Source organism: Streptomyces carpinensis, from assembly GCF_002154505.1.
Classification (GTDB): domain Bacteria; phylum Actinomycetota; class Actinomycetes; order Streptomycetales; family Streptomycetaceae; genus Streptomyces; species Streptomyces carpinensis.
Map to the genome: position 1 here is coordinate 1 of NZ_MUBM01000697.1, position 758 is coordinate 758.

Annotated in this window: 1 protein-coding gene and 1 pseudogene; one reads left to right on the top strand and one right to left on the bottom strand. The window is 73.9% G+C overall.

Annotated features, from left to right (window positions below; genetic code table 11):
* On the bottom strand, positions 1-180 hold a 180-nt coding region (locus BZY54_RS55210), incomplete at its 3' end, for a hypothetical protein (RefSeq protein ID WP_208640999.1).
* A gap of 257 nt (positions 181-437) precedes the next feature.
* Here BZY54_RS55210 and BZY54_RS54435 point away from each other — a divergent pair.
* A pseudogene (locus tag BZY54_RS54435) lies at positions 438-758 on the top strand (phenylacetate--CoA ligase); the annotation flags it as partial.

Consider the following 758-nt stretch of genomic DNA (forward strand, 5'->3'; position numbering starts at 1 on the left):
GAACGCTTCGGCGGCCCGGCGGGCGATGCGGACCTCGGCGTACCCGGCGGACCTCGGCGGGCCCGCCCCCACCGGCGCCTGGTCCTGCTCGATCTGCGGGGCACCGGCGACTCCGCGGTGCTCACCGACCCGGCCCCCTATCGCTACGACCGGCAGGTGGCCGACGTGGAGGCGCTGCACGCGCACTGGGCCGGTAGCGGATGGACGTGCTCGGGCACTCGGCGGGCGGCAGCCTCGCCGCGCCTACGCGGCCGGCCTCCGCAGGCGGGTGGCACGGCTCTGCCTCGTCACGCCGGGAGAAGCCGGGCATGGCGGCGATCCCGGGCGCCGGNNNNCCGCCGGGTCTTGCCCGCGGCCGGCCGGCCTGGATTACTGATCCCCAGTGCGACCGAATGATCGGTCTGCCGTACTGCCGTGGTAGGCGAGGGAGAGTCCCGATGGCGGAGGCGACGGAGCTGCTGGACTCGGGCGAACGGCTCGACGTGGCGGAGTTGCGAGCGCTGCAGCTTCAGCGGCTGCGGGCCTCGCTGCGGCACGCGTACGAGAACGTGCCGTTCTACCGGACCTCCTTCGACAAGGCCGGTGTGCGTCCGGACGACTGCCGTGACCTCGCCGACCTGGCCCGCTTCCCGTTCACCGCCAAGGCGGACCTGCGCGAGAACTACCCGTACGGGATGTTCGCCGTGCCCCGCGAGCGCATCCGCCGCATACACGCCTCCAGCGGCACCACCGGACGTCCCACGGTGGTCGGCTACACC